Origin of the sequence: Phyllobacterium sp. SB3, assembly GCF_040009165.1 — a bacterium.
In the GTDB taxonomy this organism is placed as follows: Bacteria; Pseudomonadota; Alphaproteobacteria; order Rhizobiales; family Rhizobiaceae; genus Phyllobacterium.
Window position 1 is genome coordinate 640,090 of the sequence record NZ_JBDYKI010000002.1, and the last position, 13,109, is coordinate 653,198.

Sequence of the window (13,109 nt, forward strand, 5' to 3'; positions counted from 1 at the left end):
GCTGCAAGCTCTGTTGAAACGACAACGTCAGCAGAAAGGCCTGTCTTTTTCGGAGTGGGTCCAGTCCTCAAGCCAGGCGATATCGTCATTATGGACAACCCCGGCAGCCACAAGTCAATCGCCATCCGCCAGACGATCAAAGCTGCCGGCGCACGGCTCTGGTTTCTGCCACCCTGTTCACCCCGACCTCAATCCGATCGAGCCGGCCTTTTCGAAGATCAGGCATTGGATGCGGCACGCACAGAAGCGGACCATCGAAGACACATGGCGTCATATCGGAGACTGGTCGAAACAATCCAGCCCCATGAATGCGCCAACTATCTCAACAATGCCGGCTATGTTTTTGTCAAAACATGAAACGCTCCGGAATTCGAACTGCTTGACGGCATCTTGTCCATTGGACCAGTCCGCGACGGAGACTGCGACCCGGCAATCAGATGTTCGCTCATATAATCGACGAAGACCCGCAATTTCGGGGACATGTATCGGCTTGATGGCCAAAGGAGCCGGAACGTTCCTTCATGCCTGGTATGATCCTCGAGGACGGCCGTTAGCAGGCCAGTTCTTAGCTGGTCCCTGATGGCAAAATCGGGCAGGCAAGCGATGCCCAGGCCGCGTTCGGCCATATCGATGAGCGGTTCGATAGTGTTGGCCACGGCTCTTCGCGGGAGATCGATCGCATTCTGGCTGGATTTAATTGGCCAGGGCTCCAGTTTTCCGCTTGTCGCATATCGGTGATGCAAGCAGGCATGGTGCCTCAGATCGGCAGGCTGTCGAGGCATACCTGATCGCGCGACATACCGGGGCGAACAGACCAGCATCAGCCGGAATTGCCCTAGCGTGCGCGTCATCAATCGAGAGTCGCGAACCTCTCCGGCCCTGATTACAACATCAAGGCCCTCATCGATCACGTCAACCAGTCGATCCGTGAAGTCGAGATCAAGTTCCACTTCAGGATACGCAAGCATGAAGGCGCTGAGCGCCGGCATCATAAGCATCCCGGCAAGCGGAAGGCTGACACGCAACGTGCCACTTGGCGACTGCCTGGTGATCGCCACCTCGCGTTCAGCCGCCTCGAACTCTCCAAGAATACGCCGACTGCGCTCCAGAAAACAATTGCCTTCCGGGGTCAACGTAACGGAACGGGTGGACCGATGCAGAAGCCGGACACCCAGATGCTCTTCCAGGCGGGTAAGGGCTTTTCCCGCGGCGGAGGAGGAGAGGCCCAGCTGCCTCCCGGCAACTGTGAAACTACGGGCGTCGGCGACGTGCACAAAGATTTTCAGTGTTCCAAACGTGTCCAAGTTCACCTCACAATGCGGAATATAATTCCGATATGTTTAGAACTATAGCCCAATTTTCTAAACTTGGCACTTCGGTATCTTGGGAGTGAGCAGGGCCAGAACAGTCGAAGACCGTCACCTCGGCCTTGCAACACAAACGGCATTCCCTGGAGACAAAACGCTCATGAATTCTGCAAATACGGCAGGCCAAGCCGATACGGGTCAACCGTTACATCAGTCATTCGAGAGGTTGCGGCAGGCTGACCGGCTACCGCTGGCCAACCTTCTCGCGTTGGCTCTCGCGACTTTCATTACCGTCCTGACCGAAGCCTCACCTGCAGGCATTCTGCCTTTGATGAGCCATGACCTCGGCGTTTCCGAAGCGCTGATCGGTCAGTTGGTTACCGTCTATGCAATTGGAACCCTCGCCACCGCCATTCCACTGACGGCGGCAACACAAGGTTGGCGGCGCCGGCCACTGCTGCTGATTGCGATCGGAGGCTTCACAGTGGTCAATACGATTACGGCGTTTTCTACCAGCTATGCCCTGACTATCGGCGCTCGCTTCGTCGCTGGAATCTTCGCTGGCCTTCTTTGGGCGCTGGTTGCGGGCTATGTCGTTCGTATGGTTCCTGATCACTTCAAAGGCCGTTCCATGACCATTGCAATGGTGGGCATTCCGCTGGCGCTCTCGATCGGCATCCCCGCTTTTGCTTTTCTCGCTTCCCTGACAGGCTGGCGAGTTGTCTTCGGCATCATGAGTCTCTTGGCCCTGGTGCTGTTTATATGGGTCGCGATGCGCATGCCCGACTTCCCTGGGCAATCAAACGAACAGCGTCTGTCGCTTGTCAGTGTTTTCAAGATATCCGGCATCCGACCTGTTTTGCTGGTGACCTTCACCTTCGTACTCGCGCATAACACCCCTCTACACCTACATCGCGCCGATCCTCGTGCCCTCAGGGATTAGCGAACGCATCGACCTGATCCTCCTCATCTTCGGCGTCGTTGCATTGGCAAGCATCTGGGCGGTGGGAGTGCTGATTGATCGCTGGCTCCGGGAACTGCTTCTGGCCAGCATATTCTTGTTCCTCGTCGCCGTGCTGATCCTCGGGTTTGGAGGCGCTGACGCAACAGCTGCCATCGTTGCAGTGGTGGCGTGGGGACTTGCGTGGGGGGCGTGGCGACACTTGTCCAGACCGCCGCGGCCAAAGCTGCCGGGGAAGCCGCCGATGTGGCGCAATCCATGATTGTCACTGTGTGGAATGTCGCCATGGCCGGTGGAGGGATACTCGGAGGGCTACTGCTTGAAAATGCCGGAGTCAGTGCCTTTCCATGGACCGTGGTGCCGCTCCTCGCATTCACGGCTGTGATTGCATTTTCAGCCCGACGTCACGGATTTCCCGCGAGCCGACGTCTCTGATCGTAGGTCAGAGCGCTATGCCGGTTGACGTCAGCACGCGCTCTGACTGGGTTAACCAAACGAAATCACGCTGCCGAAGACGCCGTGCAGTAAGCCTTTCTGCGCAGCCCGGATGCTGTCTTCATTAGCGATAGCGGCGGAAAGGCGTGGGCTGCGTTGCGCCCGATTGTCGGATCAAAACGTATTGTGCGTCTGGAGAAAGGCGTCCTGGGGAAACTGCCGCAGGAGTTCTCCATTGGAGTCGGTAACGTTAATGGTCGAGCTGGCGCAGTCGGGAAAATTGATGGTCGTATCTATGCAGTTACATCTTTCGAGACTGATGGAACGCACATTTTGTCGGTCATACGGATGCTCAATCCTGGGAAACTGAGTAGTTGGGCCGGCAATCATGCAGCCGGCACAGCCTATGGCTTTCATTGAATCACGGTTGATCCGCCAACAGGAGGCGAGGACGCTTAAAGCAGACCTTGCAGATCGGATCCTGTCTGTCGCAGGTTGCGGGAATTTCTGCAAAACCTTTAGGAGCAAGGGGCTCGACATCGCCGATTTCCTGGCGAATACTGGCAGTCTGGATGCAGAGAGCGGGGCGCATCATGGTATTTCGATCCGGCAAAATTTCCCAGGAGCCGATCCAGGGTCGGGATCGCGCCTGCCACAGCCGCCAGGGGAAGCCGATTGTCACCGGCCTCGGCGATGTTCTGTCGCCCTGGTATGCCGTTTTTATTGTCTTATCCTTCCTCGTCTGCGGCGCACATTCCGCGTATGGCGCGGACGCTACCCCTGACATGCCCGAAGAGCACGGCCCGGCGAAATCTCCAAACTGGGCTTTGCAGGTCACACCCTATATGTGGGCGGCCAGCCTCGACGGATATATTTCGCCGTTCCGGCGCGGCCCGACGATCGGCGTCGAGAAATCTTTCCCGGACGTCCTGGAAAACCTTAACATAGGCGGCTTCATCAACATCTGGGGACGTTACGACCGCTTCGTCTTCTCGGGCGACATCATGTACGTCGATACGACGGACAGCCATAGTACCGGCTCGCTGCCGGCATTCACGATTCCCGGCAGCGGTGTGATACCGCCGGGCGGCAACATCGATGCGAAGGTCGATACAAAACAGTTCACCGCGACATTGATGGGCGGCTACCGGGTCATCGACAGGCCGCAGTTCACCCTCGATGCCCTTGGCGGCGCGCGCGTCTGGCACGTCTCCAACAATGTGAAGCTTACCGGGAGCCTTGGCGGTATGAGCGGGTCTGTCAGCTATGACGAAAGCTTCGGCTGGGTCGATCCGCTGGTCGGCCTGCGCGCCTTCCTTCCACTGACGGAACAGCTGTCTCTTCAGGGGCAGGCCGATATCGGTGGCTTCGGTGCTGGTTCTGATCTTACATGGTCAGCGATGGCTACCGTCAATTACGTCTTCAGCGATCGCCTTTCCGCCTCCGTAGGCTACAAGGTGCTCGACGTCGATTACAAACACAACGGTCACGTTTATGATACGCGCCTCAGCGGCCCGGTTCTCGGCGTGACCTATCGGTTCTGATCGGCAAAGGTTTCTCGCAGTTTTTTATGGATTGGTGTTCAATATGTCTCGCTTCACACGCATTTTCGCCGCCTTAACTACCGCCGCGGCCCTGCTGACCGCCGAGGGCCAGGCCTGCACACGGGTCGTCTATCAGGGGCCTGAAGGGCGGAACCTCACAGGCCGCAATATGGACTTCAAGGATCCTATGGTGAGCAACTTCTGGGTCTTTCCTCGTGGGATGAAGCGCAATGGAGCCGCCGGTTCGCGGTCGGTGGAATGGACATCGAAGTTCGGCAGCCTGGCCGTCTCCGGCTATGACATCTCGACGGTAGACGGCATGAACGAAGCTGGCCTCAACGCCAGCCTGCTATGGCTCAACGCCACAAAGTTCGCCGAGGATGACGGGATGACGCCTCGCATGTCGCTCTCGATCTGGGCGCAGTTTTACCTCGATCAGTTCGCAACAGTCGCAGAGGCGGTCGAATACGCGCGCAGCCATCCCGTGGAGGTAGTGAGCGGTGAGGTGCCCGGCCGTCCCGGCAGTCTGGCCCCGTTGCATCTGACGCTCTCCGATGCCACCGGCGATAGTGCTGTCCTCGAGTGGATCGGCGGAAAGCTGAGCATCCATCATGGCCGCACGTATCAGGTAGTGACGAACGACCCACCCTATAACGACCAGCTCGCCAACCAAAAATACTGGAGCGCGGTCGATTCCCTCAACTTCCTCCCCGGCAGTGGTCGATCCGAAGACCGTTTCGTGCGCGCCGGCTTTTACATCAACGCGGTGACCCGGAGCGACGATCCCCGGATCGCGGCTGCCGCTGTGTTCAGTGTTATCCGCAACGCTTCGGTACCCTATGGCGTAAGCCTTCCCGAAGCGCCGAACCTTTCCACGACCCGCTGGCGTGTGGTGGCGGATCAGAAGAGCATGGTTTTCTACGGCGAATCGGCAACGTCACCCAACGTTTTCTGGGTGGACTTGAAGAAGCTCGACTTCTCTGAAGGCGTGCATGTCCGCAAACTGGATCTCGGAGTGGACATGAACCGTATCTTTGCCGGGGAGGCATCGAACGAGTTCGTCCCGGCAAAACCTTTTGACTTCATGGCCGCCGAATGAAGGAAAGCAGAGCATGACGGACGGATATGAGGTGCCGGTCCTCGTAGGAACATTTATCGTCGTTACCATTGAATAAGAGATGCCGGATGTCGGATGATTTCTTAATTCACGGCATATCGGTTGCCATTGAAACTAAAGGGGAGTTTCTCTTCCAAAAGTCGGGCGCAAATGTTGGTGGCATAGCGAGGAGTTTTGCTACACCCGATGCTGCTCTTTGCCCAGCCGATTGAAAGCTGTCTTACCGCTTTCAAATCAAATTTCGCTCGTCAACCTGGTGGCTGTTGATTTGGGTGGGGGCCTGTGTTTGCGCCTTATGACATGATTGACTTCGCTTTCAGGCTTCAACCTTCCGACAAGCAGTGACACAAACCAGATTTCAGTTGCAGTAGCTTTGCAAGTGAGGCACGTCTATGCCCGAAATTATGATCTTGTGGGGGAGGATGCGATGAATTTGAGGCAAGTCGAAGTCTTCCGCGTAGTTATGACAAATGGAACCACCGCGAAAGCAGCCGAGGTGTTGCATGTATCACAGCCGGCGGTTAGCAAGATGATCCAAGAGCTTGAGCGCTCGCTTGGCTTTGCGCTGTTCCGCCGCCTTAAGGGTCGATTGCATCCCACACCTGAAGGTCAGCTTTTCTTTCGGGAAGTCGAATTTGCTTTCCTCGGCTTGGCCCATCTGCGCGGCGCGGCGGCGCGCATTCGTGATTTCGGCTCCGGCGAGCTCAAGATTGCCTGCCTTTCTGCGCTATCGACGAATGTGCTTCCACGCGCCTTGAAAATATTCATGGCGCGTAACCCGAATATTGCGGTCACATTTCAAGCCCGCATGTCCTCCACGGTGCGAGACCTCGTAGCGTCAGGACAGTTCGATATCGGAATCGTCGCCGACGAGATCGATCGGACAGGCGTCACAGTGGAGGAGTTCGCCCGATTCAGGGTGGCCGTTGCAGTGCCGGAAGGACACGCCCTTGAGGATTACGAGACAGTTCGCCCTCAAGATCTGGCAGATCACCCCTTCATTGCCCTGGCACCGGAAGACACAACCCGCCGCGAAGCTGAGGTAACCTTTCAAAGCATGGGCGTCAGGATAAGTACGGTGATGGAGACACCGTATTCCACTACGATCTGTGCCATGGTCGCAGCCGGTATCGGGATCGGACTTGTCGATCCACTGACGGCCGAGCCTTATATCGGCCACGGTCTGACGCTCAAACCATTCGAACCGGCATTGCATTTCCGCACGCTTCTGATTACGCCGCCGAACAGGATGGCTTCGCGACATCTCCAGGAATTCATAGGTGACCTGCGCGAGACTATTTGGTCCGGCTTGCCGAATTGGAATTAGGAAACGGTTATCGGTAACTTCAAAGAGAAAGAACCCGCCTGCTGATTGGATCCGTTAGCCGACGGCCGAAAACTGGATAGTTGCCGATGTAATGCAGGAAATTTCGCTTCATGCCCATGATGATGCCGATGCCGCAAGATACTCAAGGAAATTAATCACAAACTACATCCTGTTCAAGGAGCCAATGGCGCTTACAAGATCAGGCCTCCCGGCAGCAGTGCCTTGCGGCTTACTCCGCGCTAGTTTGTGCGAGCTGCAAGCTCCCTGTCTCCAAACCTCCAGTTCTGAAAGTACCCTTTGGAGATGATGTCCGGAATTTTGCAGTGTGGTGACGGCCCCGGGCATCATTGATCTCAAGGACGCTTGCGGTTAACTGCCTCTACTTTCGAACATTTCTCGACAATTAACTGGCATGAGGCCACAAGATCGGGAACCAATCTTCCCTCAGACGGTCACCATTTTTCATGTCATGACCGGGAAATGGCGGGGAAGTTCGCCCTGGGCGCTCAATGTATCTTACGTCATTACCAATGAGCCGCAGCGAAAAAGCTCGACGTCGCATTGTGCTTTCATTGCCACGGGCACCATGCAAAACATAATAATTGAATGCAACGGCATCACCTGGCTCCATTTCCCACTCGCGGATAGGCATTCCTTCAGCGTCAGGGTCGGGAACCGGCATATAAAGATTGTCGTCAGGATAGAAGTTCTCCTCTGAAAGCCATCGCGTAGGCAAGACCGGCTTTTCCCACAAATGTGAGCCAGCCACGCACCTTAGCGATGCCTTGCGGACGGGATCAAGCGGCGACCAGAAGCTTATCGTCTGTTTTCCTTCAACAAAATAGTAAGGGCCATCCTGATGCCATGGCGTGGGTTTTGATGTGCCTGGCTCTTTGACCAGAACATGATCATGGAACAACTGAACGGTATTCGAAGCCATCAGATCTGCTGCGACTTCGGCTGCGGGAGACTGTCGGATAACTTCGTTGAATTCCGGGATGCGCTGCCAATTGCAATAATCGTCAAAAAACCGCCCACCGTCGCCCGCCTTGAGATTTTCGGCGGCGTAAGGTCCAGGTTGGGCCATATTGGCCTCAATTCCACGACGCAGTGTTTCAACATGGTCCTTGAACAGTCCTCTGATGAGAACGACACCATCCGACTGGAAGGTGTCGATGTGAGCTTGGGTGATAATTGAGTTTGGCATGGGATCCTCCCGCTATAGTAGACTTGCACGCTGACGGGAACTGCAGTTAATTTCTAATAATATCTTCAAAAGCAAGTTATAAGAAAATGCTTCATATCACATTGCGCCAGCTAGAGTATGTTGTTGCCGTTGGAAAAGCGGGCAGTTTGTCGACGGCTTCAGTCCGATTAAATGTCTCGCAACCCGCGCTGTCAGTAGCAATCACGCATGTCGAAAATTGCGTAGGAGAACTCCTGTTTTTACGTCGCAAGGGAGTTGCAATTACTCCCACCCCCTTTGGGCGTATGTTCCTTACTGATGCGGAGTCCCTCCTCGCAGATGCCGAACAGCTTGAGCGTCCGGGAACGCTGTCTCAAAAAAGACAGGCGCATGCCACTTTGGGAATCCTGGAAGAATTGGCACCGAGCTGGCTGGCGCCGATACTCGTTGTCCTCAGAACAGCATTTCAGGACACGGACGTCCGGGTACTATCGCTATCGTTTAAAAAACTTACCGAGGCGCTTTTGTCGGGGCAGATCGACATCGGTTTGACTTATGACCTGGGCCTCGACTCAACTTTCAAACGTGACCTGCTCATGTCTGTTGCGCCCTGCATTTGGGTTTCGCCTGAGGATGACCTGGCCGTGCGACCTGCGGTGTCGCTCGCAGAAATCGCTGATCGGCCGCTGATCTTGTCGGATCAGGATCTCTCAATGCAACATATGCTAGGACTGTTTCACAGAATTGGTGTGACACCGGTCGTGAGGCACAGGGCGGCATCGATTGAATTGCTACGCAGTTTGGCAGCGAATGGTGAAGGCACAGGGTTAAGCTATACCAAGCCTACCGGTACCCTGAGCTACGATGGTAAGCCCGTGGCACGAACCCGCATCAGTGATCAGGCCGCCGTCGAGCCGGTCGTGCTTGCCTATATTGGCGCCCAGCCGACACCCCTGCCACAAATACGCATGGCTATCCATGAACTGGCGAAATTCCCTTCACAGCCAGATTCATCCGGAATTGAGACTTATTGAAAGGCGGTCGATGCGCAGACATGACGCGCGCGCAAGCGCAACCGCGCCTGGTCTCTATCAATAACCTACACGAATAGAGTGTCCCAATCTTATTATTGGACGACGTGGACGGCAGCTCCCATAGTACACGAGACGAATAGGGCTCGGTTTTAAAGCCAACCCGACACGTCGCAATCATAAAGATGGGGAACATAAAATGTTCGAAACGTTCATTCGCCTACCGCTTATGGCAGCGCTTGTCATAACAGCTACAACATACGCAGTTTCCGCCCAGGGTTTCGATACTTCCGTGATCAAGGTGGAGGATGCCTTGGCCGCTCGTCTTCCCGAAAAGATCAAGGCCGCTGGTGCGCTGACGATCGGATCGGACACCGCTTACGCACCCTGGGAGTTCCTGAGTGAAAAGGACGGTCAAACGCCTGAAGGCATCGATGTCGATATTGCAAACGCGATCGGCAAGAAGCTTGGCATCAAGATCGAATTCCAGACATCAGCCTTCGAAGCAATCCTGCCGGCTCTTGGTACAAAGTTCGATCTGGGCGTCTCGGCATTTTCAATCACGAAGGAGCGTATGAAGGCTGTCAACTTCGTCAGTTACGCGGATACGGGTGACTTGTGGGCGATCAAATCGGGCAACCCTACAAATTTCGATCCGACGAATCCTTGTGGCCACAAGATCGCGGTCCAATCGGGGACCTACCACGAGAAAGCCGTTCGCAAAGAGAACGAGCGATGCAAATCCGAAGGCAAAGCCGGGATTGAAATCATTCCGTTCGCGACCCAGCCCGAGACCCTGACACGCGTCGCTGTCGGCGGTGTCGATGCTACAGTTTCAGGTGAGGCCGGTATTGGTTATGGGGCCAAGCAATCGAAGGGTGTGTTGGAAACAATAAAAGTAGGTACTGGTCCCTTCAGCGAACATGGACCGAATGGAATAGCCGTTGCCAAGTCGGATATGGCGCTGGCCGAACTCATCGCCGACACGATAAACTCGCTGATCGCGGACGGTACTTATAAGGCGATTCTCGACACCTGGGGCATAGGTTCGACAATGATCGACAAAGCTTCGGTCAACCCGAACGTGAAGTCCTAGCCCATGACTTTGTCTGCGAAGAGCGTAGAGACCGGCATAGCGCCGGTCCTCATTGAAAATTCGCCGGTTGCCCGCAATGTCGTGATCCCCCGCCGCCATCCCGGTCGCTTTCTGGCTGTCGTGATCCTGGGGATCGTTGTCCTGCAGGTGTTGCAAGCAGTCGTTGCGAATCCCAACTTTCATTGGGATATCTATTTAACATATCTGTTTGCACCCCAGGTCATCCGCGGCGTTGGCTGGACTTTGCTTCTGACAGTCGTTGCAATGAGCGTCGCAATCACGGTCGCCGGCCTTCTGGTAATCCTGCGTGACCGCGACAATCCAGTTCTCCGCGGACTTGCCTATGCCTGGGTATGGTTCTTTCGGGGAACGCCTATCTATACGCAGTTGCTCTTTTGGGGCCTCTTTGCAGTTTTGTTTCCAACTCTGAGCCTGACGATACCGTTTGGCCCACAGATTATCACCGTCGAGACGAAGTACATCCTCACGCCAGCCCTTGCCGCTATTTTGGGTCTCGGATTCAACGAGTCCGCCTACCTGACAGAGATTTTCCGGGCCGGGTTCAACTCGATCGACCGTGGACAAGCGGAGGCTGCCCAGGCGCTCGGTATGGGCCAGTCGAAGATCTGGTGGCGGATACTCATGCCCCAGGCAATGCGGGTTATCATCCCGCCGACTGGTAATGAAGCCATTGGAATGCTGAAGATGACGTCTCTGGTTCTTGCCATTCCCTTTACGCTTGACCTGACGTTTGCAACCAATGCGATCTCTAACAGGCTCTATCAGCCAATCCCGCTCCTGATGGTAGCTGGCACCTGGTATCTCGCCATTACGAGTGTGCTGATGGTTGGGCAATATTATCTTGAGCGCTATTTCGGAAAAGGCGTTTCCGTTCATCCAGCGCGGGCGGAGTAGGTCATGGATATGAATGCTAATTCTTCCGAATTCTGCGTCGAAATGCAGAACATTCATAAGTTTTACGGGCTTGTGCATGCGCTTAAAGGCGTAGACTTAAAGGTACGTCGCGGCGAAGTATCCGTTGCGATTGGCCCTTCCGGATCCGGAAAGTCGACTCTACTTCGTTGCATCAATCAATTGGAGAATATTTCTGCCGGGCGCATCTTCCTCAAAGGCGAGCTCCAGGGCTTTACAGAGCGGGCGGGTCGCTTCCATCCCCTGACGCCCGGGCAGATCGCTGCGCAGCGGCGGTTGACGGGTATGGTGTTCCAGCGTTTCAATCTTTTTCCACACATGACTGCGTTGGAAAACGTGATGGAAGGTCCGTCGTACGTCAAGGGTTGGCCAAAGGAGAAAGCCCGCGCCAAGGCGCATGACCTTCTCGACCGCGTCGGACTTGGCGGTTTGGGTAGCCGTTATCCGGGGCAGCTTTCAGGAGGACAGCAGCAACGTGTGGCGATAGCCCGGGCGCTTGCCATGGACCCGGAGGTGATGCTGTTCGATGAACCGACCTCTGCCCTTGATCCGGAACTGGTTGGAGAGGTTCTCGAAGTCATCAAGAACCTGGCGACCAGCGGCATGACGATGGTTGTCGTTACCCACGAGATCGGCTTCGCCCGCGAAGTCGGCAATCATCTGATCTTCATGGACCAGGGGCAGGTTGTTGAAGAAGGGTATCCCCGCGAGATACTCGAGCATCCGAAGAACCCGCGCACCATTGCGTTCCTTTCCAAGGTTTTGTGAGGCGATGCAGGATGGTGATCAGTGTAGGTCGCATAGGCGCAGAAACGGAAGTTAGACTGGCGCCGGTAATCAACCACTCGTTTGAACAGAAATAGATCGCGGACCGTCGATCGGGATTTCCCGACGGCTGTGCAAGTATATTAGAAAGGCCTTTATCATGAATGATCTCACGCAATGCGTTCTGACGCCGCAGGTGCCGACTGAGGGGTTTGTACCACTCGCTGTGGGAGTTCATCGCGCTTCAACGATCGTGTTCAAGGATGCTGCTGCTTATGCGTCTCGCTTGAACCGCGGAATTCAGGGCTATTCTTATGGTCTGTACGGGACTCCCACCACGCGCACACTTGAAGCCAAGCTGAGCGATCTGGAAGGCGGCGCCTGGACTTTTCTCGCGCCCTCCGGTCAGGCTGCCAACGCCATGGCGGTTTTGCCATTTCTGGCATCCGGCGATCACATATTGATAGCTGATACAGCCTATCCTCCAATGCGGGACCTTGCCGAAACCGATTTGCGACGACTGGGTGTCGAAGTCGATTTCTTCGATCCTTTGTCGCCCCAGGATGTCGCGTCGAAAATGCGAGACACAACCCGAGTCGTCTGGTGTGAGAGCCCTGGCTCAACAACAATGGAAATTATCGATCTTCCGAGGATAGCGTCGATTGCTCATAATCGGGGAGCGCTGGTCGGGGTAGACAACACCTGGGCGACTCCTCTCAACTTCAAGCCCTTGGCTCATGGAGCCGACATTGTCACCGAAGCGCTGACCAAATTCGTCTCAGGCCATTCGGACGTGTTGATGGGGTCCATCACAGTCAAGGAGGAGATCCTTATAAAGCCGATCCGTTCTCTCATAGGGCGGATGGGTATCGGAGTTTCGCCGGATGATGCCTCTCTTGTTCTGCGAGGATTTGAGACGCTCGGTGTACGACTGCGTCACTCCGAAAGGGTTGCGCTTACATTCGCCCGAAAGATCGAGAACCATCCGCTGGTTGAAAAAGTTCTGCATCCCGCACTCGAGTCCTTCCCGGGACACGAGATTTGGAAAAGGGATTTTCTCGGATCAAGCGGTGTCTTCAGCATATTGTTTCGGCAGTCGGCGGCTCCCCATGTAGCCGCAGCACTTGATGCGTTCAGGGTTTTCGCCATCGGAGCCTCCTGGGGTGGGACGCGGAGCCTTGCAGCTCCCATGTCGGTTCAAACCTCCCGAAGCGCTACATCCTGGTCCGGGCCAGCCGTTATTTTGCGCCTGAGTATCGGTCTCGAGGACGAAGGAGAGTTATGGGCTGATATCGAACGTCTTCTCGCGAGTATCGAAACACCGGACAAGGCAGCATGAGCCGGGATTATCAACGGCCCAAGCTGCAATCACAGCAGTGAAGTCATTTCTGCAAATCGATAGAACGA

Annotated in this window: 13 protein-coding genes and 1 pseudogene; 12 read left to right on the forward strand and 2 right to left on the reverse strand. The window is 55.4% G+C overall.

Annotated features, from left to right (window positions below):
* Nucleotides 1–60: 60 nt before the first annotated feature.
* A pseudogene (locus ABKW30_RS09555) lies at nucleotides 61–357 on the forward strand (transposase); the annotation flags it as partial.
* Here ABKW30_RS09555 and ABKW30_RS09560 read toward each other — a convergent pair.
* Entirely contained in the window at nucleotides 336–1,304 is a 969-nt protein-coding gene (locus ABKW30_RS09560) for a LysR family transcriptional regulator (RefSeq protein WP_348598646.1), read from the reverse strand. The pseudogene ABKW30_RS09555 and the gene ABKW30_RS09560 sit on opposite strands and share 22 nt — an antisense overlap.
* Before the next feature lie 163 nt (nucleotides 1,305–1,467).
* On the opposite strand from ABKW30_RS09560, the gene ABKW30_RS09565 reads away from it, so the two are divergent.
* The 6 genes from ABKW30_RS09565 (at nucleotide 1,468) to ABKW30_RS09590 (ending at nucleotide 6,691) form a co-directional block, all read left to right on the forward strand.
* On the forward strand, nucleotides 1,468–2,250 hold the full coding sequence (locus ABKW30_RS09565; RefSeq protein ID WP_348598647.1) for an MFS transporter: 783 nt from the start codon (nucleotides 1,468–1,470) through the stop codon (nucleotides 2,248–2,250).
* Complete coding sequence (locus ABKW30_RS09570) at nucleotides 2,234–2,530, forward strand: hypothetical protein (RefSeq protein ID WP_348598649.1); 297 nt, start codon at nucleotides 2,234–2,236, stop codon at nucleotides 2,528–2,530. The genes ABKW30_RS09565 and ABKW30_RS09570 overlap by 17 nt, the downstream gene beginning before the upstream one ends.
* On the forward strand, nucleotides 2,527–2,703 hold the full coding sequence (locus ABKW30_RS09575) for a hypothetical protein (RefSeq protein WP_348598650.1): 177 nt from the start codon (nucleotides 2,527–2,529) through the stop codon (nucleotides 2,701–2,703). The genes ABKW30_RS09570 and ABKW30_RS09575 overlap by 4 nt, the downstream gene beginning before the upstream one ends.
* A gap of 785 nt (nucleotides 2,704–3,488) precedes the next feature.
* Nucleotides 3,489–4,247, forward strand: coding sequence for a hypothetical protein (locus ABKW30_RS09580; protein ID WP_348599002.1), 759 nt, complete (start codon nucleotides 3,489–3,491; stop codon nucleotides 4,245–4,247).
* Between the two features lie 43 nt (nucleotides 4,248–4,290).
* Complete coding sequence (locus ABKW30_RS09585) at nucleotides 4,291–5,346, forward strand: linear amide C-N hydrolase (RefSeq protein ID WP_348598652.1); 1,056 nt, start codon at nucleotides 4,291–4,293, stop codon at nucleotides 5,344–5,346.
* Nucleotides 5,347–5,791: 445 nt separating this feature from the next.
* Nucleotides 5,792–6,691, forward strand: a complete 900-nt coding sequence (locus tag ABKW30_RS09590) for a LysR substrate-binding domain-containing protein (RefSeq protein WP_348598654.1) — start codon at nucleotides 5,792–5,794, stop codon at nucleotides 6,689–6,691.
* Nucleotides 6,692–7,094: 403 nt separating this feature from the next.
* Here ABKW30_RS09590 and ABKW30_RS09595 read toward each other — a convergent pair whose 3' ends face one another.
* Nucleotides 7,095–7,898, reverse strand: coding sequence for a phytanoyl-CoA dioxygenase family protein (locus ABKW30_RS09595; RefSeq protein WP_348598656.1), 804 nt, complete (start codon nucleotides 7,896–7,898; stop codon nucleotides 7,095–7,097).
* 86 nt (nucleotides 7,899–7,984) lie between these two features.
* On the opposite strand from ABKW30_RS09595, the gene ABKW30_RS09600 reads away from it, so the two are divergent.
* The 5 genes from ABKW30_RS09600 (at nucleotide 7,985) to ABKW30_RS09620 (ending at nucleotide 13,041) form a co-directional block, all read left to right on the forward strand.
* A complete protein-coding gene (locus ABKW30_RS09600; RefSeq protein ID WP_348598658.1) occupies nucleotides 7,985–8,911 on the forward strand; it encodes a LysR family transcriptional regulator in 927 nt (308 codons plus the stop codon).
* 196 nt (nucleotides 8,912–9,107) lie between these two features.
* Complete coding sequence (locus ABKW30_RS09605; protein WP_348598659.1) at nucleotides 9,108–10,004, forward strand: ABC transporter substrate-binding protein; 897 nt, start codon at nucleotides 9,108–9,110, stop codon at nucleotides 10,002–10,004.
* A 3-nt stretch (nucleotides 10,005–10,007) separates the two neighbouring features.
* Nucleotides 10,008–10,919: an amino acid ABC transporter permease gene (locus tag ABKW30_RS09610; RefSeq protein WP_348598661.1), complete on the forward strand. Its 912-nt coding sequence runs from the start codon at nucleotides 10,008–10,010 to the stop codon at nucleotides 10,917–10,919.
* A gap of 3 nt (nucleotides 10,920–10,922) precedes the next feature.
* On the forward strand, nucleotides 10,923–11,705 hold the full coding sequence (locus ABKW30_RS09615; RefSeq protein ID WP_348598662.1) for an amino acid ABC transporter ATP-binding protein: 783 nt from the start codon (nucleotides 10,923–10,925) through the stop codon (nucleotides 11,703–11,705).
* A 157-nt stretch (nucleotides 11,706–11,862) separates the two neighbouring features.
* Nucleotides 11,863–13,041, forward strand: coding sequence for a PLP-dependent transferase (locus tag ABKW30_RS09620; RefSeq protein WP_348598663.1), 1,179 nt, complete (start codon nucleotides 11,863–11,865; stop codon nucleotides 13,039–13,041).
* Nucleotides 13,042–13,109 lie beyond the last annotated feature (68 nt).

Coding starts and splice junctions, on each gene's coding strand:
- ABKW30_RS09580 (WP_348599002.1), top strand. CDS start 3,489: ATGCCCGAAGAGCACGGCCCGGCGAAATCTCCAAACTGGGCTTTGCAG.
- ABKW30_RS09600 (WP_348598658.1), top strand. CDS start 7,985: ATGCTTCATATCACATTGCGCCAGCTAGAGTATGTTGTTGCCGTTGGA.
- ABKW30_RS09565 (WP_348598647.1), top strand. CDS start 1,468: ATGAATTCTGCAAATACGGCAGGCCAAGCCGATACGGGTCAACCGTTA.
- ABKW30_RS09620 (WP_348598663.1), top strand. CDS start 11,863: ATGAATGATCTCACGCAATGCGTTCTGACGCCGCAGGTGCCGACTGAG.
- ABKW30_RS09595 (WP_348598656.1), bottom strand. CDS start 7,898: ATGCCAAACTCAATTATCACCCAAGCTCACATCGACACCTTCCAGTCG.
- ABKW30_RS09610 (WP_348598661.1), top strand. CDS start 10,008: ATGACTTTGTCTGCGAAGAGCGTAGAGACCGGCATAGCGCCGGTCCTC.
- ABKW30_RS09585 (WP_348598652.1), top strand. CDS start 4,291: ATGTCTCGCTTCACACGCATTTTCGCCGCCTTAACTACCGCCGCGGCC.
- ABKW30_RS09615 (WP_348598662.1), top strand. CDS start 10,923: ATGGATATGAATGCTAATTCTTCCGAATTCTGCGTCGAAATGCAGAAC.
- ABKW30_RS09575 (WP_348598650.1), top strand. CDS start 2,527: ATGATTGTCACTGTGTGGAATGTCGCCATGGCCGGTGGAGGGATACTC.
- ABKW30_RS09590 (WP_348598654.1), top strand. CDS start 5,792: ATGAATTTGAGGCAAGTCGAAGTCTTCCGCGTAGTTATGACAAATGGA.
- ABKW30_RS09605 (WP_348598659.1), top strand. CDS start 9,108: ATGTTCGAAACGTTCATTCGCCTACCGCTTATGGCAGCGCTTGTCATA.